The sequence below is a fragment of the Labrys miyagiensis genome, assembly GCF_030160835.1.
GTDB lineage: Bacteria > Pseudomonadota > Alphaproteobacteria > Rhizobiales > Labraceae > Labrys > Labrys miyagiensis.
The window spans coordinates 139355-164791 of record NZ_BSPC01000022.1 but is presented as its reverse complement, the minus strand read 5'-3'; the positions used below and the strand labels follow the sequence as shown (position 1 = coordinate 164791).

At 64.0% G+C, this 25437-nt stretch carries 24 protein-coding genes; 17 read left to right on the top strand and 7 right to left on the bottom strand.

Going from position 1 to position 25437, the window contains the following annotated elements; all coding sequences use genetic code 11:
- Nucleotides 1–3 precede the first annotated feature (3 nt).
- The 5 genes from QQL24_RS12135 (at nucleotide 4) to QQL24_RS12115 (ending at nucleotide 6800) form a co-directional block, all read left to right on the top strand.
- The gene (locus QQL24_RS12135; protein ID WP_284312327.1) at nucleotides 4–2430 is read left to right on the top strand and encodes a DUF5682 family protein; all 2427 of its coding nucleotides are present in this window, start codon (nucleotides 4–6) and stop codon (nucleotides 2428–2430) included.
- A complete protein-coding gene (locus QQL24_RS12130; protein ID WP_284312326.1) occupies nucleotides 2427–3593 on the top strand; it encodes a VWA domain-containing protein in 1167 nt (388 codons plus the stop codon). The genes QQL24_RS12135 and QQL24_RS12130 overlap by 4 nt, the downstream gene beginning before the upstream one ends.
- A gap of 5 nt (nucleotides 3594–3598) precedes the next feature.
- Nucleotides 3599–5668 (top strand): SWIM zinc finger family protein, encoded by a 2070-nt coding sequence (locus QQL24_RS12125; protein WP_284312325.1) that lies wholly within the window; start codon nucleotides 3599–3601, stop codon nucleotides 5666–5668.
- Between the two features lie 515 nt (nucleotides 5669–6183).
- A complete protein-coding gene (locus QQL24_RS12120; protein ID WP_284312324.1) occupies nucleotides 6184–6393 on the top strand; it encodes a cold-shock protein in 210 nt (69 codons plus the stop codon).
- A 23-nt stretch (nucleotides 6394–6416) separates the two neighbouring features.
- Nucleotides 6417–6800: an AraC family ligand binding domain-containing protein gene (locus QQL24_RS12115; RefSeq protein WP_284312323.1), complete on the top strand. Its 384-nt coding sequence runs from the start codon at nucleotides 6417–6419 to the stop codon at nucleotides 6798–6800.
- Between the two features lie 40 nt (nucleotides 6801–6840).
- Here the strand turns inward: QQL24_RS12115 and QQL24_RS12110 are convergent, their stop codons facing one another.
- Nucleotides 6841–7638: an enoyl-CoA hydratase gene (locus QQL24_RS12110; protein ID WP_284312322.1), complete on the bottom strand. Its 798-nt coding sequence runs from the start codon at nucleotides 7636–7638 to the stop codon at nucleotides 6841–6843.
- Nucleotides 7639–7791: 153 nt separating this feature from the next.
- Between QQL24_RS12110 and QQL24_RS12105 the strand changes: the two genes are divergently transcribed.
- On the top strand, nucleotides 7792–8190 hold the full coding sequence (locus QQL24_RS12105; RefSeq protein ID WP_284312321.1) for an acyl-CoA thioesterase: 399 nt from the start codon (nucleotides 7792–7794) through the stop codon (nucleotides 8188–8190).
- A 135-nt stretch (nucleotides 8191–8325) separates the two neighbouring features.
- Here QQL24_RS12105 and QQL24_RS12100 read toward each other — a convergent pair whose 3' ends face one another.
- A complete protein-coding gene (locus QQL24_RS12100; RefSeq protein ID WP_284312318.1) occupies nucleotides 8326–9258 on the bottom strand; it encodes a GlxA family transcriptional regulator in 933 nt (310 codons plus the stop codon).
- Between the two features lie 74 nt (nucleotides 9259–9332).
- Here QQL24_RS12100 and QQL24_RS12095 point away from each other — a divergent pair, with 74 nt between their 5' ends.
- Together QQL24_RS12095 and QQL24_RS12090 are read left to right on the top strand one after the other, a co-directional pair.
- On the top strand, nucleotides 9333–10052 hold the full coding sequence (locus QQL24_RS12095; protein WP_284312317.1) for a DJ-1/PfpI family protein: 720 nt from the start codon (nucleotides 9333–9335) through the stop codon (nucleotides 10050–10052).
- A gap of 17 nt (nucleotides 10053–10069) precedes the next feature.
- Entirely contained in the window at nucleotides 10070–10744 is a 675-nt protein-coding gene (locus QQL24_RS12090) for an HD domain-containing protein (protein ID WP_284312316.1), read from the top strand.
- A gap of 194 nt (nucleotides 10745–10938) precedes the next feature.
- Here the strand turns inward: QQL24_RS12090 and QQL24_RS12085 are convergent, their stop codons facing one another.
- From QQL24_RS12085 to QQL24_RS12070, 4 genes are read right to left on the bottom strand one after another with little or no spacing between them, the layout of a single operon-like run.
- On the bottom strand, nucleotides 10939–11697 hold the full coding sequence (locus tag QQL24_RS12085; RefSeq protein ID WP_284312315.1) for an SDR family NAD(P)-dependent oxidoreductase: 759 nt from the start codon (nucleotides 11695–11697) through the stop codon (nucleotides 10939–10941).
- Complete coding sequence (locus tag QQL24_RS12080; protein ID WP_284312314.1) at nucleotides 11694–12725, bottom strand: ketopantoate reductase family protein; 1032 nt, start codon at nucleotides 12723–12725, stop codon at nucleotides 11694–11696. Before QQL24_RS12080 ends, QQL24_RS12085 begins: the two co-directional genes overlap by 4 nt.
- Nucleotides 12722–13423, bottom strand: a complete 702-nt coding sequence (locus QQL24_RS12075) for a creatininase family protein (RefSeq protein WP_284312313.1) — start codon at nucleotides 13421–13423, stop codon at nucleotides 12722–12724. The genes QQL24_RS12080 and QQL24_RS12075 overlap by 4 nt, the downstream gene beginning before the upstream one ends.
- On the bottom strand, nucleotides 13410–14405 hold the full coding sequence (locus tag QQL24_RS12070; RefSeq protein WP_284312312.1) for a GntR family transcriptional regulator: 996 nt from the start codon (nucleotides 14403–14405) through the stop codon (nucleotides 13410–13412). Before QQL24_RS12070 ends, QQL24_RS12075 begins: the two co-directional genes overlap by 14 nt.
- 146 nt (nucleotides 14406–14551) lie before the next feature.
- Between QQL24_RS12070 and QQL24_RS12065 the strand changes: the two genes are divergently transcribed.
- From QQL24_RS12065 to QQL24_RS12035, 7 genes are all read left to right on the top strand, one after another.
- Nucleotides 14552–16159: an ABC transporter substrate-binding protein gene (locus QQL24_RS12065; RefSeq protein ID WP_284312310.1), complete on the top strand. Its 1608-nt coding sequence runs from the start codon at nucleotides 14552–14554 to the stop codon at nucleotides 16157–16159.
- A 124-nt stretch (nucleotides 16160–16283) separates the two neighbouring features.
- The gene (locus tag QQL24_RS12060) at nucleotides 16284–17219 is read left to right on the top strand and encodes an ABC transporter permease (RefSeq protein WP_284312308.1); all 936 of its coding nucleotides are present in this window, start codon (nucleotides 16284–16286) and stop codon (nucleotides 17217–17219) included.
- Nucleotides 17216–18061 (top strand): ABC transporter permease, encoded by an 846-nt coding sequence (locus tag QQL24_RS12055; RefSeq protein ID WP_284312307.1) that lies wholly within the window; start codon nucleotides 17216–17218, stop codon nucleotides 18059–18061. The genes QQL24_RS12060 and QQL24_RS12055 overlap by 4 nt, the downstream gene beginning before the upstream one ends.
- The gene (locus QQL24_RS12050) at nucleotides 18058–19080 is read left to right on the top strand and encodes an ABC transporter ATP-binding protein (protein ID WP_284312306.1); all 1023 of its coding nucleotides are present in this window, start codon (nucleotides 18058–18060) and stop codon (nucleotides 19078–19080) included. Before QQL24_RS12055 ends, QQL24_RS12050 begins: the two co-directional genes overlap by 4 nt.
- Nucleotides 19073–20086, top strand: coding sequence for an ABC transporter ATP-binding protein (locus tag QQL24_RS12045; protein WP_284312305.1), 1014 nt, complete (start codon nucleotides 19073–19075; stop codon nucleotides 20084–20086). Before QQL24_RS12050 ends, QQL24_RS12045 begins: the two co-directional genes overlap by 8 nt.
- Before the next feature lie 46 nt (nucleotides 20087–20132).
- Complete coding sequence (locus QQL24_RS12040) at nucleotides 20133–21662, top strand: carboxypeptidase M32 (protein WP_284312304.1); 1530 nt, start codon at nucleotides 20133–20135, stop codon at nucleotides 21660–21662.
- A 23-nt stretch (nucleotides 21663–21685) separates the two neighbouring features.
- Entirely contained in the window at nucleotides 21686–22669 is a 984-nt protein-coding gene (locus QQL24_RS12035) for an isoaspartyl peptidase/L-asparaginase family protein (RefSeq protein WP_284312303.1), read from the top strand.
- On the opposite strand, the gene QQL24_RS12030 is transcribed toward QQL24_RS12035, so the two are convergent.
- Nucleotides 22656–22850: a hypothetical protein gene (locus tag QQL24_RS12030; RefSeq protein WP_284312369.1), complete on the bottom strand. Its 195-nt coding sequence runs from the start codon at nucleotides 22848–22850 to the stop codon at nucleotides 22656–22658. The two genes, QQL24_RS12035 and QQL24_RS12030, sit on opposite strands and share 14 nt — an antisense overlap.
- Nucleotides 22851–23485: 635 nt before the next feature.
- Between QQL24_RS12030 and QQL24_RS12020 the strand changes: the two genes are divergently transcribed.
- Complete coding sequence (locus QQL24_RS12020; protein WP_284312301.1) at nucleotides 23486–24823, top strand: autotransporter outer membrane beta-barrel domain-containing protein; 1338 nt, start codon at nucleotides 23486–23488, stop codon at nucleotides 24821–24823.
- Between the two features lie 221 nt (nucleotides 24824–25044).
- On the top strand, nucleotides 25045–25323 hold the full coding sequence (locus tag QQL24_RS12015; RefSeq protein ID WP_284312299.1) for a GNAT family N-acetyltransferase: 279 nt from the start codon (nucleotides 25045–25047) through the stop codon (nucleotides 25321–25323).
- Nucleotides 25324–25437: the final 114 nt, after the last annotated feature.

Sequence of the window (25437 nt, the reverse complement as noted above, 5' to 3'; positions counted from 1 at the left end):
GGCATGAGTGCACTCGATCCGGCCGCTACGGCCCTGCGCCTGTTCGACGCCGAGCGCAGGCTGTATTTCTTTCCAATCCGCCATCACTCGCCGGCCTGTGCCCTGCATCTGCGCAACGCCCTGCGTGAGACCCGCCCGGCTGCGGTGCTGATCGAGGGGCCGGCGGATTTCGAGCCGCTGATCGCCGAGCTGCTCGCACCCGGCGTGGTGCCACCCGTGGCGATGGTGGCCTTGCCTGATAGCGTGGAGAAGGCCGAGGGGACACGGGCGGGCACCACCTATTATCCGATCTGCCGCCACTCGCCCGAATTCGTGGCGATTCAGGAAGCTGCGGCTCTCGGCGCCGCCATCCGCTTCATCGACCTGCCCTCGCGCCATCGTGCCATGCTGTCGGGCCCTCAGGACAAGGAGGGCGCGCCTTTGCTGCCGATGCGCGAGAGCGTGTTCGACCGCGGCGCCTATATCGAGGCCCTGTGCGAACGGGCCGGCTTTCGCGACGGCCTCGCTTTGTGGGACGGCCTGTTCGAGGCGCGGGCGCGCGGCACCGACTGGCGGCGCTTCTTCACCAGCGTCGGGGCCTATTGCTCGGCCCTGCGCGCGGCTTCCGAGCCCGACGAACTCGAGGGGGACGGTACGCTGGCGCGCGAGACTATGATGCGCGCCTGCCTCGCCGATGCCATCGCCAACACTACAGGGCCAATCGCCGTCGTCACGGGCGGCTTTCATACCCCGGCGCTGATCGGCGGCCATGGCGAGACGGCGCCTATCGGCAAGACCGCCTCTCCCGCCTCGAATGCCTGGCTGATCCGCTACGATTTCCGCGCCCTCGACCGCCTCAACGGCTATGGCGCCGGCCTCCCTCTGCCCGGCTTCTATGAGCGGCTGTGGGAGCGGCTGACCGGGGATGCCGACGCTGCGGGCAATCTCGCCGAAGAGATGCTGGTTGGCTTTCGCGCCCATCTTTCCAGGCACGAGCCGGCCCTGGTGTTCTCCTTCCCGACGCTGCGCACGATGGTCGAGACGGCAAGACGCCTCGCCGAACTGCGCGGCCTTGCCGAACCAGGACGCACGGAACTGTTCGACGCGGTGCAATCTGCCGCGATCAAGGAGGAGATCGAGCTTGGCAGTCATCCCCTGCTTGCGGCCTTCACGCATTATCTCCAGGGCGAGCGGCTGGGCGACCTGCCGCCCGGCAGCCGCCTGCCGCCCCTGATCGAGCGGGCACGGCGCGAGGCGCGCGCCAATGGCTTGTCGCTCGAAGACGCCCTGCCCAAGAACCGCGAACTCGACATCTACCGCAAGCCGCGCCATCGCCAGGCCAGCCGCTTCCTGCACGCCATGCGCCTGATCGCGCCTTCCTTCGCCGATCGTCTCAAGGGTCCGGATATGGTGCATGGCTTCCGGGCCGACATGCTTCTGGAAAGCTGGAGCTATGCCTGGTCGCCGGCCGTCGAGGCGGCTTTGATCGACCGCACCGCCGATGCCGATACGGTGGCCGACGCGGCGGCGGCCCTGCTGCTGCGGCGCCTCGACCATCTCGAAAAAGAAGGCCAGTGCAACAATGCGGAGGCCGCTCTCAACCTGTTGAGCATCGCTTTCGATGCCGGCCTCGGCCGCGCGGCCGACAGACTCGCCGCCGCCGTCGAGACAGCGGCGCGGGCCGACAGCGATCTCCTGCGCCTCGCCCGCGCGCTCGTCATCGGCAAAGCTCTGGAGAGCCGGGCTCGGCGCTACCAGTCCGAGGGCCACGAGGAGGCCTTCGCCACGCTGCTGCCGTCGGTACTCGACCGGCTGGTGCGCCGGATCACCGAATTGCTGCCAGATCTCATCGCCGTTGACGCCGACCATGTCGGCCATGCCATCGCCTGCCTCGCCGCTCTCGCCGAGGCGATGGCCGATCCCGATCCGGACTTTGCGGCCCAGCCGCTGCGCGACTCGCTGAGGGAACTGCTCTACATGCAGCTCGATCCTGCCCTCAACGGTGCCGTCATTGCCCTGTCCACCGTGATCGGGTTAATCGATGCCGGCGAAGCGGGCCGGCGCCTGGTCGCCGCCTTGGCCGGTGCCTTCGAGAAGCCCGGAGAGGCCATCCGCACGCTGTCGGGGGTCATGGCCCTGGCTCCGCATCTGTTCATCAACAACGGCAACGTCATCACGGCCATCGACACGCTGTTCGGCTCGATCGATGACCAGGGCTTCCTCTTGCTGCTGCCGCAGTTGCGCATGGCCTTCGCCGAACTGAGCCCGCAGGAAACCGACAAGGTCGCCGCCACCGTCGCCTCAGCGCATGGTATCGGCCATGACGACCTCGCCTTGCTGCTGCAGGCGCCGGACGCGCAGGCGCTGTCGGAGCATCTTGCCCTCGGCGAAAGGCTGCGCGATCAGTGGCTGCAAGACGGCCTTTCGGCATGGCTGGAGCCGGCGGCATGACCATCACGGACAAACCGCCGGAGAAGTCCCTCTCCCCCGAAGAGACCCAGCGCCTGCTGCGTTGGCGCATGGCGCTGGGGCGCTACGCCGAGAACCGCCTCGGCAGCAACGGCCTCTCGGGCGAGGATCTGCGCCGCGACCAGCTGCTGGAGCGCATCTATGCCGAACGCGGGCGCAAGCGCGGCCTGCGCTTCGGCGGCGGGCGCAAGGGTTCGCTTGATCCCAGCCAGATCACCGTGCCGGACTGGCTGCATGACAGCCGCCGCCTGTTCCCGGCCTCGGTATTCGAGACCATTCAGGGCCACGCCCTCAACGATCTCGGCCTTGCCAGCCTGTTCTCCGATCCAGCCGCCCTGAAACAGCTCGAGCCCAATCTCGACCTGATGAAGGTCCTGCTCGCCTTCAAGGGCAAGGCGGATCGCAATCTGGTCGAGGCCATCCGCCAGGTCGTCGACACTGTGGTGGAAGAGCTCAAGCGCAAGCTCAAGGCCGAGTTGGAACGCGCCTTGTCGGGACGCCGCGACCGCTTCCGCGAAGGCAAATTGCGCTCGGCCGCCAACCTCGATCTGCGTCGCACCATTCGTGAGAACCTCAAGCATTACAGCCCGGAACACCAGGCCATCATCGCCGCGCGCCTTCGCTTCGTCGCCCGCCAGAAACGGCGCATGCCCTGGACGATCATCCTGTGCGTCGACCAGAGCGGCTCGATGCTCAATTCGCTGATCCACGCCACGGTGATGGCTTCCATCCTGGCCGGCCTGCCCACCGTCGATGTGCGCTTCGTTGCTTTCGACACCTCGATCGTCGACCTCTCCGACAAGCTGTCCGATCCCGTCGACATCCTGCTCTCCGTGCAACTCGGCGGCGGCACCGATATCGCGCGGGCCATGACCTATTGCGAAGGCCTTGTGGTCAATCCCGGCCGCACCGTGGTGGCACTGATCAGCGATTTCGAGGAAGGCGGCTCGATGAGCGATCTCCTGTGCTGCGTTCGCCGCCTGGCGGAGGCGCGGGTCACCCTGATCGGCCTGGCGGCGCTCGACAGTTCCGGCAGCGCCGTCTTCAACCGTTCGGCCGCTGAAAAACTGGCAGGCCTCGGCATGCATATCGCGGCAATGACGCCCGACCGCTTCGCCGAATGGCTCGCGGGCATCATGGATTGAAGCCGATGTCCGATCTCCTCGCCCTTTATGCCCGCATTGACGATGCCATGCTGGAGACGATGAGCTCCAGGGGCCTGATGCGACGCGCCGCCGCCGATGCGGCCAATGTGGCCTTCGACAGCCTCGGCTCGACGGGAATAGTGGGCAGCGTGGAAGGCGCCACCGTTCGCCTCGACGACAAGGGACTCGCAAAGGCGCGCTGCACCTGCCCGGCGGCGACGCTCTGCCGCCACAAGCTCGCCGTCGTATTGGCGCTTCGCAACCAGGCCGCGGTGCCCGTAGCCATGGCAGACGAACCGGAGACGGACTGGCTGGCGCGTCTTGCCGCCTTCGACCTTGCGGCCCTGCAGGGCGCGGTCGGCAAAACAGCGCTGCGAGAAGCCTTCCGGCTGCTGGCCCTCGCTGAAACCACGGCGGTAGAGCCGAGCCGTTCCTCCCTCAAGGTCACGCTGACATCGGTCAAGGAGGGGGCCGAGGTCGCGATCCCCGCGCAGGGCGATTTCGCCGCCATCGCCTCCGGCCTGCCTGAACGCCGGCGCCCGGCCAGCCACGCCGCCGCGGTGCTGGCCGCGCGCAGCCATTTCGGCCTGCCGGCCGTCGAATTTGCAGAAGCGACTCCCGTCGCCGACGAGGAAGCCTTCACGCCCGACGCCGCCCTGCTCGCTGCGATCCTGGACACCCTGCGCCGGGCCTATGCCCAGGGCTTCTCCGTTCCCTCACGCGGCCTCGAAGAGCGATTGATGCTCCTGGCGATCTCGGGCCGCGCCGAGGCTATGCCTCGCCTTTCCGCCTGCCTTCGCCGCATAGCCGAGGGCCTGGAGCAGCGCCGCACCCGCAATGTCAACCACGATCCAGTCGATCTCTTGCGCGAGATCGCCTTCGGCCACGCCCTCGCCTACGCCCTGTCACAGACCATGGACGGCCAGCGCCTGCGCAAGCTCGCGGGTGCTGTGCGCGCCGATTACGAACCCATCGGCGATGTCGACCTGATCGGACTCGGCGCCAGCGTATTCGAGACGATCGCCGGCGCGGTTGGCGTCACCAGTCATTTCATCGAGCCGGCAACCGGGCGGCGCTTCACCGCCACGCTCGCTCGCAGCACCACGCATGACACCCGCTTCGATCCGCGCTCGGCCTATGGCACGGAGCCCGTGTGGGGCCACACCCTGTCACGGCTCTCCATCGCGCGTTTCAGGCTGTCGGGCGCGCAGGCATCCGATAGCGGGCGACTCTCCTTGTCTCAGAGCAGCCGTACCGGACAGCCGGAGCCTTTCAGGCCGACACAGGAGGCGGTTGGCGCCTGGGCGGATGATCGTCACGGCGTGCTGGCTGATCTCGCCCACCAGTCCTGGACCATCCTGGCCGACACGCTTGCCCGCGCCTTCGCACCCTCGCTCGACAGGCCGCCGCCGTCGCGGCCGGTGATCCTGATGCCGCACCGGCTTGCGCCGGTCAGCTTCGACGACCTGACGCAGACCCTGCGCTGGCCGCTGATGGACCGCGTGGGTGCATGGATCGCGCTCACCCTCGGCCATGACGACGAGGGGCGTGGACTTGGCGCACACCGCATCGCCGCGCTGGAAGCAGCGGTGGGCGACGAGGGCGACCGGAAGCCTTTTGCTATCGTGGCGCTCGCCCGTGCCGAACAGGGCCGGATCGTGCTGGAGCCGATGTCGCTCTGGGGCGAGACGACTTCGCTGCTCGACTTTCCCGACCGCATGAAGCCGCTCGAAACCGGCTTCGTCTCGCGCATCATGACCAGCCTCCGCCGGGCATCAGCCCAGTTCGCTCCGCCGCCACCCGTCGATACCTCCGCCCGGCAGACGTCGCAGCTCCTGGAGGCCGGTGTCGACGCCCTCATCTCCTGTGCCGAAGCAGGTCTGCAGCGCGCAGCCCGGGAGAGGCTGCTGCAGCCCCTCGCCCAGACTTACGAGCTCGCCTCGCTCGCGCCTCTGATGCAGCTTTTTACCCGCACCGTCGGGAGCACCGACGAGGTCGCCCCCGCCGCCGCCTTGACCGCTGCCCACGGGCTCTTCACGCTGCAGGGGTTGACCTGCCGTCTGCCGGTGTGGTGACTTTCAGGATCCCGTGAGACCAAGCATTTGTCTATCGAGAGTCCATGGTTCATTCTCGAAGCGGCGGTATCAATATACACAAACCGCGTCCAACGCGTCGCGGGTCTTCGGCGTCCTTTCGGGAGAGTTGGTTGGTTGCCGCGGGCGACAAAGCGCCGACTCTCACTTTCTCAATGAATCACCGCCGTTACCCCGGTTTCTGACCGCCCCTGAGCGGGTAATTCCTCAGACCAACGAACAATACATTCATGTGAGTAAATAGTTACAAATTAGAACAAATGTTCTGACAAATCTTTACAAAAGACCTTACTGATTTAATCGATTTACACATAATTCGGTGAAATTAAATACTTGACTGGCCACAGGTAGCCTCACATCATTAAACTTCGATTTGGCTGGCGCATTCAAGTCCGCATTACCGCGGCGTTCCGCCAGAACTCCCGGCCAATTTCGATATTTTAGACCCTGCCGCATCTGCGACAGGACCAACCGACTTGCTCTCGGAAAGGTTCTTCATGAGCACAGGTATCGTTAAGTGGTTCAATCCCCAGAAAGGCTATGGCTTCATTCAGCCTGACGACGGCTCAAGGGATGTCTTCGTTCATATCAGCGCCGTGGCTCGCTCCGGCCTTCACGACCTGCAGGAAGGCCAGAAAATCAGCTACGAGCTCTTGGAAGATCACCGTTCCGGCAAGGTCGCGGCGGACCGCCTGCAGATACACTGATCGAACGGCCACGGGAGAACGCCATGCAAGAGCGCAAGGAAACCGGCAACGACGCCCGGAAATTCTGCATTGACGATGCCCAGGACTGGATGGGATGGGCCGGCTTCTCGCTTGCCGACGTCCTGACCGATGACGAGAACCCGCAGGCTCAGTTGGGCGCCATCGGCTTTACCCGTGCCCGCCGCGGTGCGAACAGTAATTTCCGCTTCTCCAATGACGAGGTGCTGGTGGTCACCCGTGGAAGCTGCAGCATCCATATTCGCGACACCGTCCTGCACGCGGAGCCCGGCCAAGTCGTCTACCTGCCTGCCGGCACGACGGGAACGATCCGAGCGGACGAAGATTGCGATCTCGTCTATGTCGCCTCCTCGCTTCGCATGGAGGCGACCACAGCTGCGGCGGCTTAGGTAGGCAGCAGAGCGGAGCTGGAAGCTGGCTCCGATATCGCTACAAAGGCTTCCAGCCGGCCGGGCGTTTCTCGAGGAATGCCCGGATGCCTTCGTCGGCATCCTCTTCCATCATGTTGCGGGCCATGACATCGCCGGCATAGGCATAGGCCTCGGCGAGCTTCATTTCTCGCTGGCGGTGGAACATCGTCTTGCCGTGGCGCACGGCCGTGGGGCTTTTTGCGCGAATTTCCTCGACTTTCGCTGTGACCGCGGCGTCGAGCTCTTCGGCGGGCACCGCCTGATTGATGAGACCCCAGTCGGCGGCCGTCGCGGCGTCGATGAAGCGTCCCGTAACCAGCATGTCGAAGGCCCGCTTGGTCGAGACGTTGCGCGACAGGGCGACGGAGGGCGTCGAGCAGAACAGCCCGACATTGATGCCGGAGACGGCGAAGCGCGCGGCATCGGAGGCGATGGCGAGATCGCAGCTCGCCACCAGCTGGCAACCGGCGGCCGTGGCGATACCGTGGACGCGCGCGACGACAGGCACCGGCAGCGCCTGGATCGATTGCATCACCCGGCTGCACTGGGCGAACAGTGCCTGATAATAGTCGAGCCGGCGGTTGCCGTGCATCTCGCGCAGATCATGTCCGGCGCAGAAGGCCTTGCCGGCCGCGGCCAGCACCACGCAGCGCAAGGTTTCGTCCTTCGCGAGGCTGTCGAACTCATGCTGCAGGGCGTCCAGAACGGCCTGCGAGAGAGCATTGTATTGATGCGGCCGGTTGAGGCGGAGCGTGACCACGCCATCGCGATCTTCGCGCAGCAGCGGCGCATCGAGGGCGGAGAAGCTGACATTCATGTCCGGACCTCCCACGAGGCGGGGCAGCCGCTCCGGCAGCCGCGATCAGGCCCGCATTAAAGCAGTTCCTGCGGGTAAGTGCACGCGGAGGATTGAGCTCGTCGGCCGGATGCCGCTTACTGTCCTCCCCACACCTGCCGCAATGGAAAAGGCATGACCGCACAGACGCCCGAACAGATGCTGACCTCGGACCAGGCCCCGGACGTCCGCGTCATTGCCATGCCCGCCGATACCAACCCATCCGGCGACATCTTCGGCGGCTGGCTGATGGCCAATATGGATCTTGCCGCCGGAAACGCCGCCGCCCGGCGCGCGCGGGGGCGCTGCGCCACGGTCGCGGTCGACCGTATGAGCTTCCACCGCCCGGTGCTGGTCGGCGACGAGGTGAGCTTCTTCGCCGACATCCTCAAACTCGGGCGGACGTCGATGGTCATCCATGTGCGGGCTTTCCGCCGGGCGCGGGAATCGGATGAGTCCGGCCTGGTGACGGAAGCGACCTTCACCTTCGTGGCGATCGACGAGAACCGGCGGCCGCGGCCGCTTCCGGATTGAGGAACTCCGTTCCGGGTGCACGGGCATCTTGCCCGTTCTTCCTTCGTCGTAGGGCGATCGTGGCCTTTATCAACCAAAGACCCGCAATGCCCTCACGATGATCTGGTCGCTATTACGACACGCGGGTAGGCGGCTCTAGCTGCGAATTGCACGTCGGATCGATTGAGGCGGCTGTCCGTAAATTCGGATGAACGCCTTTCTCATGTTTTCAGCATCACCGAAGCCGACAGCCTCCGCGATGCGTTCAACGGATTCGGCGGTAGCCTCCAAGCGGCCTCTGCCCAGGTCGGCGCGGATCCGTTCGATTACGCGCGCGGGTGTGGTGCCGGTCTGCGCCCTGAATGCGCGGCTGAACTGCCGAAGGCTCATGCCAGCCGCGTCTGCCAACCGTTCGACGCTGAGAGACTCGGCGATGTGGTCGCGTGCGTAGCCCAGGGCGGCGGCTATCCGATCATTTTTGGGGGCCAAGTCGAGCGAAGCAGCGAACTGCGACTGCCCTCCGTGGCGACGGTGATAGACGACGAGATGCTGCGCCACACCCTTGGCGAGATCAAAACCGTGGTCCTCCTCGATCAAAGCCAACGCAAGGTCGATACCGGCCGTAATGCCTGCCGACGTCCAGACGTTGCCGTCTCGGCAAAAAATGCGATCTGCTTCAACTTTGATGGAAGGGTATTCACGCTGAAGGCGAGCCGCGTATCGCCAATGCGTCGTGGCCCGCCGCCCATCCAACAGCCCAGCCGCCGCGAGGGTAAAAGCACCCGTGCAAACGCTCGCCACGCGCCGGCACCTGGCAGAGGCCTCCACAAGCCGGCTCAGCGTGGTAGCTGATATCGACGGACCAATTCGTCCACCGATCACGACCAGCGTATCGAGCACGGCATCGTCGAGTGAGGCAGTAACAGTCTCCATGTCGAGGCTGTTCGACACACCGCCAGCATCGGCTGACAGGACGTGGATCCGATAGGAAGGACCTCCATTGCCACTCGCCGCTTCGAAGGCGCCCGCCGGACCGGCCAGGTCGAGCATCTGAAAGCCCGGAGATACGAAGAAGCCAACCGTGATCATGGCCGTATCATAGGGAAGTTTGGCCTTTAGGACAAATGATGGCGACGTTAGCTTGCCCGTGAGGAGAAAAAGCGATGTCCGAACCAATCAGCGTTGTAATTGCCGCCTATGACGGAGTGACCCAGCTCGACTTCACGGGCCCACATCAGTTTCTCTCGCGGACGCCGGATCTCGACGTTCGGGTGACGTCGCCAGGCGGCCGACCCATCACCGCGGACCGGCTCGTGTTCTCGGAACTGGAAGACTTGGCTACCATCACCTCCTGCGATGTGCTTCTGGTGCCCGGCGGTAGCGGCTGTATCCCTGCTATCGAGAACGAACTCTATATGAAGGAAATCGTCCGGCTTGGTGGGACCGCTCGCTATCTCACTTCAGTTTGCTCCGGGTCGCTGATCCTGGGCGCTGCAGGGTTCCTCACCGGTCGCCGCGCGGCCTGCCATTGGGCATGGCGTGAATTGCTTCCGGTGTTTGGCGCCATCGTCGATGAAGGCCGCATCGTGCGCGACGGCAATATCCTGTCTGGAGGCGGTGTCACGGCAGGCATCGATCTTGTATTGGCTCTTATCGCAGAGTTGCGCGGCCAGCACGTAGCACAGATGGTTCAGCTTGGGCTGGAGTACGCGCCGCAGCCGCCGTTCAACTCGGGGCGCCCAGACACAGCTCCGGCTGAAATCCTGGAGACGGTAAACGCACGCACAGCGCCGGCTCGTGCTCAACGGCGCGCACGTCTCGAGACATGGGTGGCCTCCCGCATGTCTGAGCCCTCAAAGCTGACCAACCATCTCAGTCTGTGACGCCCAAGGAGCGAAAAATGAGCGGAAGCGAACAGCCCGATTTCAAGGACGCGCTGGCAGTTGGCCGCACGTTGGGTGTGACTTTGGCCGATAGCCGCCCTGTCCAGGACGCCTACGCGGAGGCCCAGGCTGAATCACCGGACTGGCTCTTTAATCACGTTGTGCGCTCGTGGCTCTACGGCGCGAGGCTGACAGAGCGCTGTGCTCTCAAGCCCGACGCCGAGGTCGTTGGCGTCTCGGTGCTGCTGCATGATCTTGGCCTTGCGCGCGGCGGCGCTCCCGATCGTCGCTTTGAGGTGGTGGGTGCGGATGCAGGCCGCGCTTTTGCGCTCGCCCACAATATGGGGGAGCGTCGCGCTGAGACTGTTTGGGATGCGATCGCGCTTCACACCAGCCCGTCAATTGGACATTTCAAAAGCGCCGACGTGACCTGTAGCCAACATGGTATCGCGTGCGACTACGGTGGTGCTGGCTATCAACAATTCACCGATGGCGAAAAGAAAGCGGTTTTGTCCACCTATCCTCGTCTCGACATGAAGAAGCAACTTACGACATGTCTATGCAATATCGTCAGGAATCACCCGAACACAACGAAAGATAATTTTCTGTCGGATTTTGGCCTGAAGTACGTCCCTGGATATACGCGCATGTCAGCGGTTGATTTCCTGGAAAAATCTTCTTTCTCAGAATAGAACTGCAGAAAACGACTACAAAAGATTGTTGCCGCAAACAAAGTTGAGGGCATCGCATCAGCAGTACGCTAAACAACGCAACCTTACCATCAAATCAACGGTGGCTGTCTTTGGTTGATAAAGACCGCGTTCGTTTCCAAGAACGGGCAGGATGCTCGTGCACCCGGAAGGCCGGGGGCCCGCGCTCCCAGGACCTACTTCCCTCCATCCACACTCAACACCTGCCCGGAAATCCACCCTGCCGCGTCGGAGGCAAAGAACAGCACGGCGTTGGCGATATCGTCCGGGCTGCCGAGCCTCTTCAGCGCGATGGACTGCACCAGCCGCTCCTGCGCCGCCTCGCCCATGGCGTCCCATTGCCGCTCGGTCGAGGGATTGGAGCGGACGAAACCGGGCGCCACATTGTTGACGGTGATGTTCCACGCCCCCAGCTCGTGCGCGAGCTGGCGCGTCAGGCCGATCTGGCCCGCCTTGGCGCTGGCATAGGCCTGGATGCCGGTGAGGCTGATGCCGAGCCCGGCGCCGCTGGAGATGTTGACGATACGCCCATACCGGCGCGCCTTCATGCCCGGCGCCACAGCCTGCGCCATCAGGAAGGCGCCGGTGAGATTGACGTCCACGATGGCGTGCCAGTCCGCCGGCTCGATCTCCTCGATGGGGCGGCCGACCTGCCCCCGGACGCCGCCGGCATTGTTGACGAGGATATCGATCGCCCTGCCCTGTCTCTCCAGCAGGGTCATCGTCGCCGTCACGCCCGCGGGATCGCTGACGTCGAGCGTGACAACCTGCCCCTTGTCACCAAGCAGTCCAGCAGTTTCCTGAAGACCTTCGACGAAGATATCGGCAGCGACGACATGGGCGCCACGGGCGGCGAAAGCGAGAGCGATCGCCCGGCCGAACCCATGCGCCGCACCGGTGACGAGGGCTGTGCGGCCTGAGAAATTCGCGATCATGCCGGCACCTTCCCCGCGGCCCTTGCGAGATCGTCGAGACCGGCCAGTTCGAGCGAACGCCGCCCTTCCTCGGTGGCATGGATCAGGCCGATGAGGGCCTGCGTCACCGGCGTGGCGATGCCGTGCTTGCGGCCGATCTCGACCACCGGTCCGATCTGCTGGTCGACCTCGGTCTTGCGCTTGCGCACGGCGAGGTCGCGCCAGATTCCCGAATGGGATTTGGCCGAGCGGCGATTATGCGCCACCATCTCGTCATAGGAGCGTTCGGTGGCCGCCGGATCGACGCCGGGCATGAAGGCCCTGGGATCGAAGCCATCGAACGGCTCGAGCTTCACGCCTTCCGCCGCCGCGACAGCCAGAACCTCATGGGCGAGCGCCGTCAGCGTCGGCCGGTAGCGCTGCATGGCGAGCACGTCGGCGATGCTGTCATTGGTGACGGCGGTGGCAAAGAGCAGCGCGCCGACCACGAGCTTCGACCACAGATAGCCCCAGATGTTGCGGGTGAGGATGGCGTTGCGGTCGAAGGTGAGGAACTGGCGGTGCAAACTTTCGATACGCGGCGTCAGGGCGCCGTCGATCTCGCCCACCACCACGGCCCCTCGCCCGCCGAAATGGATGACGCCAGGCTCGATATAGTCGGCGCCGAAATTGACGAAGGAGCCGATGGTGCGCTCAGGCCCGACGATGGCGGCGATGATGCGCTCGTTCAGTCCGTTCTGGATCGAGGCGACATAGCCGTCGATGGCGAGATGCGGCAACAGCGCTTTAGTTGCTTCCTCGGTGTGATGCGCCTTCACCGCGAGCAGGATCTCGTCATGGACGCCCGTAACCTCTTCGGGGAGGAAGGCGTGGGCCTCGACGCCATGGGGATCGATCGCGCCGGTGATGGCGAGGCCGTTGCGGTTGATGGCATCGACATGGGCGGCGTCACGGTCGACGAAGAGCACCTCCTCGCCGGCGCGGATCAGGGCCGCGCCGATGGTGCCGCCGATCGCGCCCGCGCCCCAGACCAGGATGGGCCCGCTCATGCCCAGGGGCCTTCCAGCAGAGCGCGGGTTTCGGCGACGCCGACGTCCCACAGCGCCAGCATCTCTTCGTCGGGCCTTTCGTAATAGCCGCCGAAATTGCCGTCGCCGAGATAAGCGCGCGCGCCGTCCGGCCCCAGCCAGCGCAGGCGCGAGAGATCGATCATCGGCTTTTGCTGGGTCGGCTGCACCTCGCCCTTGAGGCGAGTCCAGGGGAAGTTCTCCATCCAGGAGGCGTGCGAGGCGACCGGATCGATCTCCTGCACTTTGGCAAACGTCTTCGGCGCGTTCCACCAATTGTGGAATTTGACCGCGACCTCCTGGTTGTCGGCCTGCCATTCGGCTGCCACGCTCTGCGCCGGCTGGTTGCCGCCATGACCGTTGACGATCAAAACTTTGCGAAATCCATGGCGCTTCATGCAGGTCAGGATGTCGCGCAGGATCAGCGCATAGGTCTCGACCTTGAGGCTGATCGTCCCGGGATAGGCGAGAAAATAGGGTGTAATACCATAGGGAAGTACCGGAAATACCGGGATTCCGAGGGGTTCGGCCGCATCCACCGAGACCTTCTCTGCCAGGATGGAGTCGACCGAGAGGCTGAGTTTCGAGTGCTGCTCGGTGCAGCCCAGCGGCAAGATGGCGCGGTCGTCGGTCTTGAGATACGCCTCGACCTGGGCCCAATTCATCTCACTGATCTTCATGTTCCCTCTTTTTCGTTTGCGCCGTGATGTCGGTCCCCTCGATCAACGGGCCGAGCACGCGCTTGATGTCACCGGGATGGGGTGAATGGCGGTATTCGAAGGCGGGTATGCCGGGGCGAAGGCGCGTCACCAGTTCCTCGGCGCCGGTGGCATAGACGAGCACGTCGCTATTGCTCAGCAACTGATCGAGATCGGGCGCGTCGCGCAGCGTGATGGCGATCGAAGGCACATGCGGGGCGAAGCGCTGCACGCCGGCCTTCATCAGGGGCGTGAATTCGGGAAAGATCGAGACGACGCCCACCCGAGTCAGCGGGTCGAGCGAAGCGAGGGACCGGCGTGTCTCCTCGGACGGCAGGAAGCTGATCGCCGTGACCGTGCTGCCGGGCAGCAGCGCCGCTACCTCGCGCTGGCGGTGGAGGAAGGTCACCACGATGTCGGCGGCCGCCGCCTTCTGCTGCACCACGGGCTGGCGAGCGATGGCATCGATGGTGACGGCCTCGACAGTCACACCCGCACCCAGCACCTCCGCGATGGTGCGCGCATAGGCGGCGGTGGCGGCCTGGAAGTTGCCGGCCATGACGATGTGCTTGCGCCGCCCCCGCGCCTGACGCTCGTTAAAGCGCGCGCTGATCATGCCGGCGAGATCGCTGGAGCGCAGGCCCATGGCGAGGCCCTCGTCGATCAGCGCATCGATGCGCCTATGCAGGTCGACGACCTGCTGGTCATAGGAGGAGGTGCGTGTGCCGGTATCGGCGATGAAGGTGCCCGAGCCGGCAAAGGACTGGATCAGACCCTTGCTCTTCAGGTCCCGATAGACCTGCGCCACCGTCATCGGCGCCACGCCGGCCAGGTCCGCCATTTCGCGCACGGAAGGCAGGCGCTCTCCCGGCAACAGGCCCGCCGTTGCAATCCCGAATTCGATCAGCCCCCGCAACTGGGTTCCCAGCGGTATGGGCAAATCCCGATCCAAGCGATAGTCCATCTGCGTCACCATACTGTACTATCTTGTTAGAACGCTTTGTGCCATATCGCAACCAAATCCTTAACGATCTTGCTTGACAAGAGGCAAGGCACCCCTTTACCGTACTAGTTAACTAGAACACTCTATCGCCACCCTGGGGTACCGTGATGAGAATGTCCTTCAAGCACATTGCAACGAGCCTGTTGTTAACCGCGTGCCTGACAGGCGTCATCGCCACGTCGGGAGCCCGCGCCGCCGACACCATCACGCGCGGCGGCACGCTCACATACGGGCGCTATGCCGACAGCCTTTTCCTCGATCCGGTGCTCAACGACGCCAATGTCGACATCTGGATTCTCTCGAACCTCTACGACACCCTGCTGTTGCCCACCGACGACGGTAAGGGCGTACAGCCCGGCCTCGCCACCGCCTGGCAGGTCGCGCCGGATGGCAAGAGCGTCACGCTCACTTTGCGCGAGGGCACCAAGTTCTCGGATGGCTCGCCCATCACCGCAGAGGACGTGCAATGGTCGCTCAAGCGCGCCGCCAATCCGAAGAACGGCATCTGGAACTTCATGGTCGGTTCGATCGACGATGTCGTGATCCAGGATCCCAAGACCGTCGTGCTCAAGCTGAAGAATACGGATCCGGCCATCCTCTCGGCCCTGACGGTGTTCAACACCTCGATCCTGCCGATGAAGGCGTTCGAGGCTTCGCCCGGCGCCACCGATGCCGACAAGGCCAAGGCCTTCGCCGAGCATCCGATTGGGTCCGGCGCCTTCATCCTGAAATCCTGGCAGCGCAACGCCGACATGCAGCTGGTACGCAATCCCTATTACTGGCGCCAGGGCGCCGACGGCAAAGCCCTGCCCTATCTCGACGGCGTGCATTTCGAGGTCATTCCCGATGACGCCACCCGCATTCTCAAGCTCAAGTCCGGCGAACTCGACGGCGCCGAGTTCATCCCCTACGCCCGCGTGGACGAACTGAAGGCGGACAGCAGCGTCAACATGGTGCTGTTCCCCTCCACCCGCGTCGAATATGTCACCCTCATGGTGCGTCCTAAGCTGAAGGACGGCAGCGACAATCCGCTCTCCAATGAGAAGGTCCGCCAGGCGCTCAACTATGCCACCGACAAGGATGGCATCATCGGCATCGTCACCCACGGCGTCGGCACGCCGATGACCTCCTTCATGTCCTCGGCGACGCCCTATCATGCCGGCACCACGCCGCTCTTCCCCGTCGATCTCGACAAGGCCAAGCAGCTGATGAAGGACGCCGGCTTCGAGAATGGCTTCAAGACCAGCATCTATGTGCTGGCCGGCAATGAGGACGAGATCGGCATCGCCACGGCGCTGCAGCAGATGTGGGGGCAGATCGGCGTCACCCTCGACATCCAGCAGGTCGACAACGCCACCCGTACCGCGAAATACCGCGCCGGCGACTTCTCGATGCGCCTTGCCGCCTGGACGGACGACATCGCCGATCCCAACGAGATCGCCTCCTACTTCGTCTATTCCAAGACTATCGATGCCCTGCACTCGGGCTGGAAGAATGACGAGGCCGATACGCTGTTCGAGCAGTCCCAGCAGGAGCTCGACCCCAAGAAGCGTGGCGACGACTATGCCAAGATCCAGGAGATCTACAACACCAGCGGGCCCATCGTTCCGCTCTATGAGACCCCCTACCCGGTGACGCTCAAGCCCACCGTCAAAGGCTTCGTTCAGATCCCGCTCGGCAACAACATCTTCGTCGGCGCCCATATCGAGAAGTAAGTCCAGAAGAAGCAAGTTTGGGGCATGTTGGTTCGGGTTTCCCGCCGAAGGATCCGAGAAGCGGCGCGCCGGCAGGCGAGCCGCCTTTTGGATTCCAGGGTGGCCTGAAGGAAGGGAATGACGAGTGGGGTTCTTCTATATCCTGCGCCGCCTCCTGCTGATCATTCCGACGCTGATCGTGATCCTGCTGGTCACCTTCGTGATCGTGCGCCTCCTTCCGGGCGACCCCGCCAGCGCCATGATCGGCGACCGCGCCACCGATGCCGACGTCGCCCGCATCAATGCGGAGCTAGGTCTCGACCAGCCCCTGCCCATCCAGTTCCTCTATTTCGTCAAGCGCATCGTTACCGGCGACCTGGGCACCTCGTTCGCCCTGCATCTGCCGGTGGCGCAGGTGATCGCCGAGCGCCTGCCCATCACGCTGATGCTGACGGGACTATCGGCCCTCTTTGCGGTGATCCTCGCCGTGCCGCTCGCCTTCATCGCCGCGCTCTCGCAGGACCGGGCCGCAGACCTTGCGATCCGCGAGGCCTTCCAGATCGGCCTGTCCATGCCGGTTTTCTACATCGGCCTCGTCCTGCTCACGATCTTTGCCGCCAACCTGCGCTGGTTTCCCGTGGGCGGGTATGGCGATGATTTCGGGCAACGACTCTACCACCTCTTCCTGCCAGCGCTCACCATCGCTTTCAGCCTCTCGGCCATCCTGATGCGCAATCTCAGGGCCGCCATCATCGGCGTGCTCGGCGCCGACTATGTGAACTTTGCCCGATCCAAGGGTCTGGCGACCCGTATCATCCTGTCCCGGCATGTACTGCGAAACGCCCTCATCTCCACCGTGACGCTGCTTGGCCTTCACATCGGCACGGTGGTCGGCAGCGCCGTGATCACCGAGACGGTCTTTGCCATCCCCGGCATCGGGCGGCTGATGATCGACAGCATCTATGCGCGCGACTATCCGGTGGTGCAGGGTCTTACCATCGTGCTGGCCGTGCTCGTCTCGCTGATCTTCCTGGCGACGGATCTGGTCCAGGCCGCCCTCGATCCCCGGGTGGCGCGATGACCATCCCCTACGATTCACCGCGCGTCAGGCGCCGCTCGCTGCGCCTCCCCCCCGCGCTGCTTTTCGGCTGCATCATTCTGCTGATCAGCTTGCTTCTGGCACTCGCACCCCATCTGTTTGCGCCTTACGATCCCAACAAGATCGACTACAAGGCGATCCTCAAGCCGCCCTCCTGGGCACATCCCTTCGGTACCGACAATTTCGGCCGCGACATGCTCTCGCGCACCATCCACGCCTACACGATCGACATGCAGATCGCGCTATTCACAACGCTGTTCCCCTTCGTGTTCGGTACGACGGTCGGCGCGCTGGTCGGCTATTATGGCGGTTGGGCGGAGGCGGTGTTCGGGCGCATCGTCGACGCCGTGGTCACCTTCCCTCTGCTCGTATTGGTGATCGCAATCGTCGCCGTGCTCGGGCCGGGTCTCGGCAACATGTATATCGCCGTCGGCATCGTCTATTGGGTGTTCTATGCCCGCCTCGTTGCCGCCGAGGTCAAGTTGCAGAAGCGCCTCGACTATGCCGCTGCCGGCCGGGTGATGGGCTACAGCAATGCCCGCATCATCATCCGCCACATCATGCCCAATGTGATCGCCACCGCCATCGTCTATTGGATGACGGATATGGCGCTCGCCATCCTCTTGGGTTCGAGCCTGGGCTATCTCGGCCTCGGCGCCCAGCCGCCCACCTCCGAATGGGGCGTGCTGATCGCCGGCGGCAAGAACTACATGGCGACGGCCTGGTGGATCTCGATCTTCCCCGGCATCGCCATCGTCACCACCGGCTTCGGCTTCAGCCTGCTGGGCGACGGCCTGGCGGAATTGTTGAGGCCGAACCGATGAACGCGCCTGTCAGCCTCGGTGCGCATCCGGCGAAGACGCTCACGGTGCGCAACCTCACCACCACCTTCGCCACCTCGCAGGGAACTCTGTCGGCGCTCAACGACATCAGCTTCGAGGTCAGGCCGGGCGAGGTGCTCGGCCTCGTCGGCGAATCCGGGTCCGGCAAGAGCGTGACCCTGCGCTCGATGCTGCATCTCCTGCCTTCGAACGCCCGCACCACCGGCTCCGTGAGCTGGGGCGAGCAGGAACTGATCGGCGCCTCGCCCGCGACGCTGCGAGCCATGCGCGGTCGGGAGATCGCCATGATCTTCCAGGAACCGATGACGGCTCTCAATCCGGTACTCACCGTGCATCGCCAGATCGATGAATCCCTTGTCGCCCATGGCACGCTCGACAAGCGCCAGCGCCGCGAGCGGGCCATCGAACTCCTGGATCTTGTCGGCATTCCCGCGGCCTCCAGCCGTCTCGACGATTATCCGCACCAGTTCTCGGGCGGCATGCGCCAGCGCGTCATGATCGCCATCGCGCTGGCCGCCGAGCCGCGCCTTCTCTTCGCGGACGAACCGACGACCGCGCTCGACGTCACCATCCAGGACCAGATCCTGAAATTGATCCTCGGCCTGCGCGAGCGGCTCGGCATGAGCGTGATCTTCGTCACCCACGATCTCGGTGTCGTCGCCCAGACCTGCGACCGGGTGGCGGTGATGTATGCCGGCAACATCGTCGAGAGCGGCGCGGTGCTCGACGTCTTCCGCCAGCCGCACCATCCCTATACGCGCGGCCTGCTCGGCTCGGTGCCGCAGGGCGGCGACGAGCGCAAGCCGCTGATGTCGATCGAGGGCACGCCGCCCTCCCTCGCCGCCATGCCGCAAGGCTGCGCCTTCCATCCGCGCTGCAGCTTCCGGGTCGAGCGCTGTTCGCTCGACAAACCGCCGCTGACGACCATCGGGGCAGAACGTCTCGTCGCATGCTTCCGTCACGAGGCCGTGGCGGCCGCGGGGGGAGGCCTGCATGAGTGACGGATCCGTCCCGACCCCCTTCCTGTCGATCGAAGATGTCGTGGTACGCTTCGACATCAAGCGGACGTTGCTCGACCGCCTCACCGGCCAGCCCGCGCGCGCGATCCATGCGCTCAACGGCGTGCGGCTGGAGATCCCGCGCGGCGAGACTCTCGGCGTGGTCGGCGAATCCGGCTGCGGCAAGTCCACCCTCGCCCGCACTATCGTGGGCTTGATCGAGGCCAATGATGGGCGCGTGATGTTCGAGGGCCGCGATGTCGCCGGGCTCAAGGGCGGGGCGCGGCGGGCTTACAACCGCCGCGTCCAGATGATCTTCCAGGATCCCTATGGCTCGCTCAATCCGCAGATGAGCGTGCGCCAGGTACTGACCGAGGCGCTCAGCGTCCACAAGATGCGCTCCAAGGCGGAGATTCCCGGCCGCATCGCCGAACTGCTCGACCTCGTACGCCTGCCCCAGGACGCCGCCGACAAGCGCCCGCACGAATTCTCGGGCGGCCAGCGTCAGCGCATCGGCATTGCCCGGGCGCTGGCCGTCGAGCCTGAGATCCTGGTCGCGGACGAACTCGTCTCCGCCCTGGACGTTTCAGTCCAGGCGCAGGTCGTGAACCTGCTTCTCGACCTGCAGCAACGTTTCAAGCTGACCGTGATCTTCGTCGCCCATGATCTGCGCCTCGTGCGCCATATCTCCGACCGCGTCGCCGTGATGTATCTGGGCGAAATCGTCGAGATCGGCGAGACGGAGGCACTGTTCACCGCCCCGCGTCACCCCTATACCCGCACGCTTCTCGACGCGGCGCCCGATCTCGATCCCACCAGGCGCACGCGCGTGGCCAGCGCCAAGGGTGAGTTGCCCAGCCCGCTCTCGCTGCCTTCGGGGTGCCGCTTCCATCCACGCTGCCCCTATGTCTTCGACCGCTGCAGGGAGGAACATCCGATCCTGAAGGCACATGGCGCCAGGCAATTGGCGGCCTGTCATCTGGAGGATTTCAGCAAGGCCGGCGTGTGACCGGCCATCGACTGGACAAACCGTCTCAATCTGTGGGTGGAACCAAATGAACGCAGGGACAACGGGACTGGCCCGTTTCGAACAGGAAATCGGGCGCCTCAACGATATTCTTTGCGCCATCAACATTCTCAACTGGGATGCGCGGACCAAGATGCCCGCTTCCGGTGCCACGACCCGTGGCCAGCAAATCGCCACGCTCTCGGGCCTGGCGCGCGAGATGGCCACCGGCGAGGCTATGCGCGGCGCCATCGAGGCCGGGCTGGACGAGGTGGAGGCTGGTGGCACGGACGAACAACGCCGGGCACTGCTCCTGACCAAGGACACGATCGAGACGCTGCGCCGCATTCCCGAGGCCCTGATCACCGAGGCGGCCGCCCTCAGGACAAGGGCGCACGAAAGCTGGATCCGGGCTCGCGCCAACAATGACTTTGCTTCCTTCGCGCCCCTGTTGGCCGAAACTGTCGGACTCCAGCGGGCCATCGCCCAAGCGATCGGCTTCGAGCGCCATCCCTATGACGCCCTGATCGGCCAATACGAACCGGGCATGACGCTGGCGACCTTGGAGCCGCTCTACGCCCGCCTCAAGGATGCCCTGCTGCCGCTGATCGATACGGTGTTCGGCCGGAGCGACCAGCCTCGGCTCGACATCCTGGAACGCTCCTTTCCCGTCGAAACGCAGAAGGCCTATGCGCGGGACATTGCCGCCAGGATGGGCTTCGATTTCGCGCGCGGGCGGCTCGACGATACCGTGCATCCCTTCGAAGTCTCCTTCACCCGCGAGGATGTGCGCATCACCGGCCGCTTCCGCGAGGACTGGTTGCCGGGCGGCCTGTTCGCCATCTGGCACGAGGCCGGGCACGGCATGTATGAGCAGGGAGTGCTGGCGAAATTCACGCGTTCGGCCTTCACCACCGACATCGTCAACCTCTATGCCGTCGGCGGCGCCAGTTTCGGCATGCATGAATCGCAGTCGCGGCTGTGGGAAAACCGGGTCGGCCGGTCGCAGCGCTTCTGGGAGTTGCATTTCCACTCACTCCAGGAAGCTTTTCCCGAACAGCTCGTCGATGTCGATGCCATGGAATTCTGGCGCGCCGTGAATGCGGTGCGGCCGAGCTTCATCCGGGTCGAGGCGGATGAACTGACCTATGACCTGCACATCATCCTGCGCACCGAGATCGAGGCGGCGCTGATCGCCGGCGAGATCGAGGTGGGCGAGCTTCCCTCGCTCTGGAACCAGAAGATCCGCGACTTCCTCGGCCTGATCGTGCCCGACGACAGCCAGGGCCTGCTGCAGGACGTGCACTGGTCCTCCGGCATGATCGGCTCCTTCCCGACCTATACGCTGGGCAATGTCATGGCGGCGCAACTCTTCGAAGCCGCGAGCCGGCTGCCCACCATCGCCAAGGGCCTGGAAGGTGGCAATTACGCCCCGTTGCGTCTCTGGCTCGGCGAGCATGTGCATCGCCATGGCCGCAGCCGCACACCCGACGAGATCCTGCGGGATGCCACCGGCTCGAGCCTCGATCCCACCGCCTATATCGACGCCCTGGCCGAAAAGGTGCGTCTGCTGGCCTGATGCGGAAATTCACGGAGAATGAGATGTCCAACTTTGCGATCGCCATCCATGGCGGCTGCGGTGTCATGGCGAAAGTCGACCTCAGCGAGGCGGAATGGATCGACGCACGCGCCGATCTGGCCAAGGCGCTGCGCAGCGGCTGGGCGGTGCTGAAAAAGGGCGGACGCGCGCTCGATGCGGTACAGGCGGCGGTCGAGGTGATGGAGGACTCGCCGCATTTCAATGCCGGGCACGGGGCCGCCCTCAACGCGGCCGGCGGGCACGAACTCGATGCCTCCATCATGGACGGGCAGACGCTCGCAGCCGGCGCCATCGCCGCGACGCGCCGCATCCGCAATCCCGTACAGGCGGCGCGCGCCGTGTTGGACTCCGGCAATCTGGTGATGCTGGTCGGGCCGGCGGCGGATGACTATGCGCAAGCACGCGGCCTCGCCATGGTGGAGCCGTCCTATTTCACCACGCCGCGCCGGCAGAAGGCCCTCGCGGCCATGCAGGCGCATGAGAGGGCCGGCACGATCAAGGCGGCGAGCGAAGCCGAGAAGCACGGCACCGTGGGCGCCGTCGCCCTCGACGCCGCCGGCCACCTAGCCGCCGCGACCTCGACCGGCGGCTATACCAACAAGCCCGTGGGCCGCGTCGGCGACAGCCCGATCATCGGCGCCGGCACCTATGCGCGCGATGGCGTCTGTGCCGTCTCCGGAACTGGCCAGGGCGAGTTCTTCATCCGTCACGTCGTCGGCCACGAGATTGCCAGCCGCGTCGCCTATCTCGGCGAGACACTGGAAAATGCCGCCGCCAGGGTGATCCTGCGGGACCTGAAGCCCTATGGCATCGGCACCGGCTTGGTGGGCGTCGACGCCCATGGCACCGTCACCGCCCCCTACAACACCGACGGCATGTTCCGCGGCTGGGTGACCATCTCCGGCGATCTCTTCGTCGCCAGCCACCACGAGGTCTATTTCATCGAGCGGCTTGGAACAGCGTCTGGAAGCGCTACGACCGCCTGAGCGAGGCAGGCGTGTTCGAAGGCTTCTTCGAGGTGTTGGCCGGCATGAGTTCGCCGGCCCATCTCATCCAGATGTTCGATTCCGCCATTGTCCGCGCCCCTGTCTCGGCAGCCTGCGCAAAAGGGGGCGGGAAGATCAGGCGCTCGGCCGCTCGCGCGGCGGGTTCAACACGAAAATCCATGCCAAGCCAGACGCCTCAGGAGCCCTGATCGCCTTCGACTTGACCGGCGGCGAGAAAGCGGATGCCCCCGCACATCACCACATTGCTCGCCATCGGACCCGAGGTCACGCCACACGCCGCCATCGCCGACTAGGGCTACGTAACGGCGCCTCAATCGGGCATAACTTGCCGCAAATCCAACCTTTCGGGCTGGAATTCTAGACTTTCTCGCAGCGCGTTCTACCTGATTATCAGAGTGACCTTCTCGGTGCAGACCATGGCAATTCGCCCGCTTCAGCCAAGCGTGCACCGTGATCGAGTGCCATCGGCCGGCGTCGCCACGCGCGTTATCACGTCATTCGCGGAAATCTTCCGATATCTGCACGGCGCGTGCGATTTGTCACATCCTGCGGAGATTTGCGACAAAAATTGAACATTAGATAGCTGAAATGAGACATTCTGCCATTTTTGTTACCCTAGCGTCATTCTCTCATACCTCCAAAGTATACGCCTTTGATACAGTGCATCACCACGTAATGGAGAGACATTACGTAGGTGAAATTGCGCCTTAAGCACATTCATGTTTTAAGCCTCAACAAATTCAATCAAGGCAATCGCTGCGCTTCATGGGCACCGATGGTAAGGGGGCATATAGAATGAAAAAGGCCACAATTACGGAAAGTCTGTTGGGTGGGCGCGCCGCCAGTTTCCTGGCTGCCGCGTTGGGCTGTGCGACGGTGCTGGCAACGATCTCAGTACCGACAGGGCCTGCGCTTGCCGCAGTGCGGGGCTCGAACGGCCCCTATAGCTTCGCCCCCTTTCCGGACGGCATGAATGCCCTCAACACTTTGCCGACGCTTGAGCAACGGGTGGGCACGCGTTACTGGAGCAACGATCCGAGCGATCCTGAGACGGTGTTTTGCAAGGATCCGGCGCAGAACTTCAGATGCGCGGTGACACGGACGCAAGGACAGGTCTATCTGGACTCCACGAGCCAGCCTTTCATCGATGGCGGCGGCCTCTGGGCACGGACGACAGCCTCATTCGGCGCCTTCGATTCGACGTACAGCCACTTCGATCATGTTCCCGGAAGTCCGCCGCGGAGGACCGACCCCACAACGTCCAGCACGGATGCCCGCACGTGGCAGTTCCAGATGGGGTTCGATCACGTTCTCATCGAGAACGACGCTGGAAAGCTGATTGGCGGCGTCAACCTGACCTATGGCAGGGCCTGGACATCTTCCGATTCAACCTCTGTTTCAAGCTATGTTGGTTTTCCCTCTACTCTCGCCCATACGAGAGTCGAAACGCAAGGTTACGGCGCTGGCGGAACGTTGACCTGGTATGGCCAGGACGGCTTTTATGCCGACGCCCAGGGGCAGGTGACCTGGTATGACTCCGACATGGATGTCAGCAGCTATAAACTCTACCAGGGATTTCGGAACTACGACCCCGGCTACTCCCTGCACGGCCTTAAGGGGTTTGGCTATAGCCTCGGCCTGGAAGCCGGGAAGCGCTTCGAAATCGGAGACGGGCTCTTCCTCATTCCGCAGGCGCAGGTGGTCTATTCCAGGGCCGACTATGACGATTTTGGCCTCCTGGAATCTTACAGCCGGCTTCCCGACAGTTTCTCCGGCAGCGGCAATGCAAGCCTGACGTCGCGCGTGGGATTGGGTGTCGAAAAGCAGTTGAGCTGGAAAAATGCCGACGGCTCTATCTCAAGACTGAGCTTGAACGGCATTGCCAACCTCTATTATGTCGCCGAGGACGAGCGCAAGCTCACGATGGCCGAGCACTACCCCGGTCTGACATTTATCGAGGAATTGGACAGGAAGCGGGACAACGCAGTTTGGGGCGGAGTCGGCGTCGGGGCAACCTATAATTGGGGCAGCCGCTACTCCGTCTACGGCCAGGGGGAGTACGATACCAGCTTCAAGGACTTCGGCAATAACTACAAGGTCAGCGGCACGGTCGGGCTAAGGATGAATTGGTAGTCTAGGCCGCGCCTACCCAAGATCGACAATCCACGCTTCCACTGAGATAGTGGAAGCGTGGCCCTGGAGTCCCGGCTCGGACGGGAGTTATAGTAGGGTGACCGGCATCAAGGTGTCACCGAGCCCATTGACCACCGGCCTCATGGCCCGGCCCGATCTGGAAAATGGGCCCGGTATTGTAGCCTCGCCCGAACTCCTTCTTCATCACGGAGACAGCCTCCATGAGCGAAACCGTCGTCGACAACCCGGCGCAGAACCGCTTCGAAATGGCTGTGGATGACGAGTTGGCGGTTGTCTACTACCGCCAGGAGGGCGAGGCTCTGGTGCTCGTGCACACCGAGGTGCCACAAGCCCTTTCGGGCCAGGGTATCGGTTCCAGGCTGGCGCAGGGCGTCTTCGACCTGATCCGCGCCAGCGGCCGCAAGGCCATCGTCAGATGTCCGTTCCTGGCCAAATGGGCGAGCCGTCATCCGGATGTCGATGACCTGGTGGTTGGTTGAGCCGATCTCGCCAGCACAGGAAAGAAGCCCTCTTGAAGCCGCGAGGCATCACCGCTGCGAACGGTCACGCCGTCCTTCGCTAATGTTTTTCGATTTTAAACGTTTTGGCCCGAA

Coding starts and splice junctions, on each gene's coding strand:
- QQL24_RS12135 (WP_284312327.1), top strand. CDS start 4: ATGAGTGCACTCGATCCGGCCGCTACGGCCCTGCGCCTGTTCGACGCC.
- QQL24_RS12130 (WP_284312326.1), top strand. CDS start 2,427: ATGACCATCACGGACAAACCGCCGGAGAAGTCCCTCTCCCCCGAAGAG.
- QQL24_RS12125 (WP_284312325.1), top strand. CDS start 3,599: ATGTCCGATCTCCTCGCCCTTTATGCCCGCATTGACGATGCCATGCTG.
- QQL24_RS12120 (WP_284312324.1), top strand. CDS start 6,184: ATGAGCACAGGTATCGTTAAGTGGTTCAATCCCCAGAAAGGCTATGGC.
- QQL24_RS12115 (WP_284312323.1), top strand. CDS start 6,417: ATGCAAGAGCGCAAGGAAACCGGCAACGACGCCCGGAAATTCTGCATT.
- QQL24_RS12110 (WP_284312322.1), bottom strand. CDS start 7,638: ATGAATGTCAGCTTCTCCGCCCTCGATGCGCCGCTGCTGCGCGAAGAT.
- QQL24_RS12105 (WP_284312321.1), top strand. CDS start 7,792: ATGACCGCACAGACGCCCGAACAGATGCTGACCTCGGACCAGGCCCCG.
- QQL24_RS12100 (WP_284312318.1), bottom strand. CDS start 9,258: ATGATCACGGTTGGCTTCTTCGTATCTCCGGGCTTTCAGATGCTCGAC.
- QQL24_RS12095 (WP_284312317.1), top strand. CDS start 9,333: ATGTCCGAACCAATCAGCGTTGTAATTGCCGCCTATGACGGAGTGACC.
- QQL24_RS12090 (WP_284312316.1), top strand. CDS start 10,070: ATGAGCGGAAGCGAACAGCCCGATTTCAAGGACGCGCTGGCAGTTGGC.
- QQL24_RS12085 (WP_284312315.1), bottom strand. CDS start 11,697: ATGATCGCGAATTTCTCAGGCCGCACAGCCCTCGTCACCGGTGCGGCG.
- QQL24_RS12080 (WP_284312314.1), bottom strand. CDS start 12,725: ATGAGCGGGCCCATCCTGGTCTGGGGCGCGGGCGCGATCGGCGGCACC.
- QQL24_RS12075 (WP_284312313.1), bottom strand. CDS start 13,423: ATGAAGATCAGTGAGATGAATTGGGCCCAGGTCGAGGCGTATCTCAAG.
- QQL24_RS12070 (WP_284312312.1), bottom strand. CDS start 14,405: ATGGACTATCGCTTGGATCGGGATTTGCCCATACCGCTGGGAACCCAG.
- QQL24_RS12065 (WP_284312310.1), top strand. CDS start 14,552: ATGAGAATGTCCTTCAAGCACATTGCAACGAGCCTGTTGTTAACCGCG.
- QQL24_RS12055 (WP_284312307.1), top strand. CDS start 17,216: ATGACCATCCCCTACGATTCACCGCGCGTCAGGCGCCGCTCGCTGCGC.
- QQL24_RS12050 (WP_284312306.1), top strand. CDS start 18,058: ATGAACGCGCCTGTCAGCCTCGGTGCGCATCCGGCGAAGACGCTCACG.
- QQL24_RS12045 (WP_284312305.1), top strand. CDS start 19,073: ATGAGTGACGGATCCGTCCCGACCCCCTTCCTGTCGATCGAAGATGTC.
- QQL24_RS12040 (WP_284312304.1), top strand. CDS start 20,133: ATGAACGCAGGGACAACGGGACTGGCCCGTTTCGAACAGGAAATCGGG.
- QQL24_RS12035 (WP_284312303.1), top strand. CDS start 21,686: ATGTCCAACTTTGCGATCGCCATCCATGGCGGCTGCGGTGTCATGGCG.
- QQL24_RS12030 (WP_284312369.1), bottom strand. CDS start 22,850: ATGGATTTTCGTGTTGAACCCGCCGCGCGAGCGGCCGAGCGCCTGATC.
- QQL24_RS12020 (WP_284312301.1), top strand. CDS start 23,486: ATGAAAAAGGCCACAATTACGGAAAGTCTGTTGGGTGGGCGCGCCGCC.
- QQL24_RS12015 (WP_284312299.1), top strand. CDS start 25,045: ATGAGCGAAACCGTCGTCGACAACCCGGCGCAGAACCGCTTCGAAATG.